At 66.5% G+C, this 1,073-nt stretch carries 1 pseudogene; it reads left to right on the top strand.

The features are described from left to right. Positions 1-1,073, top strand: a pseudogene (locus tag IEZ15_RS44025) (hypothetical protein); the annotation flags it as partial.

Raw genomic sequence — 1,073 nt, 5'->3', positions numbered from 1 at the left:
AAGTCCGGCAAGGCCGACAAGATCAAGGACGAGGTCGACGGCAAGGTCTCCGACGGCAAGGATTCCTCCGCCAAGGACATCGACACCGCGACGAAGGCCCCGCCCGACACATCGGCGGCCAAGGACAAACAGGTCACCCCGATGACCCCGGACCAGGCCCCGCCCAACCCCGGCGCCCCCTCCGCGACCGACGCGATCCCTGAGAAGCAGCCCGCCTCCGTCACGGACTTCTCCCAGGGCCCCGCCGCCAACGACAAAGCCATGGCGGACGCCGAGGTCACCGAGGAGCAGCTCGCCAAGGGCAACGAGCCCGAGTTCAACGAGGCTCTCTCCGCGAAGAAGACGGCCGAGACGGACTCGGCGAAGGCCCCCGCCAAGGGCAAGTCGGCCGAGGCCCAGCAACTCACCGCGGCGAAGGCAGGCGCCGCAGCCTCCGGCGCCCAGGCCATGAACGCCCTGACCGCGACCCGTGCCTCGGCCGGGAAACAGGTCGACGGCGGCAAGGGCGAGACGAAGTCGAAGGACGAGAAGAAACGCGCCGAGGTCACCGCGAAGCTCCAGAAGGTCTACGACGGCACGAAGAAGGACGTCGAGGACACCCTGTCCGGCCTGGACAAGAAGGTCGACACCGCGTTCGCACAGGGCGAGAAGGCGGCCCGGGACGCTTTCACCGCCGACCACAAACGCCGCATGAAGGCCTACAAGGACAAGCGGTACTCGGGCATGTTCGGCCCGGCGAAGTGGGCCAAGGACAAGCTCATGGGCATGCCGAAGGAGGCCAACGACCTCTTCCAGGAAGCCCGCAAGCTCTACGTGGCGAAGATGCAGACCGTCATCTCGTCGGTCGCCGACATCATCGGCACCGAACTCGGCAGGGCCAAGGCCCGCATCGCCAAGGGCCGGTCAGAGCTGAAGGCCGAGGTCGACAAGCTCCCCGCGGACCTGCGTCAGTTCGGCGAGGAAGCGGCCAAGGACTTCGCCGGAAAGTTCGACGACCTCGAAGCCACCGTCAACGAGAAGTCCGAACAACTCGTCCAGGACCTCGCCAACAAATACACCGCAGCCCTCAACAA

The sequence above is a fragment of the Streptomyces atratus genome, assembly GCF_014648655.1.
GTDB classification, from domain to species: Bacteria; Actinomycetota; Actinomycetes; order Streptomycetales; family Streptomycetaceae; genus Streptomyces; species Streptomyces atratus.
The sequence above is the reverse complement of the archived record's forward strand: the minus strand, read 5'-3'. Positions and strand labels throughout refer to the sequence as shown.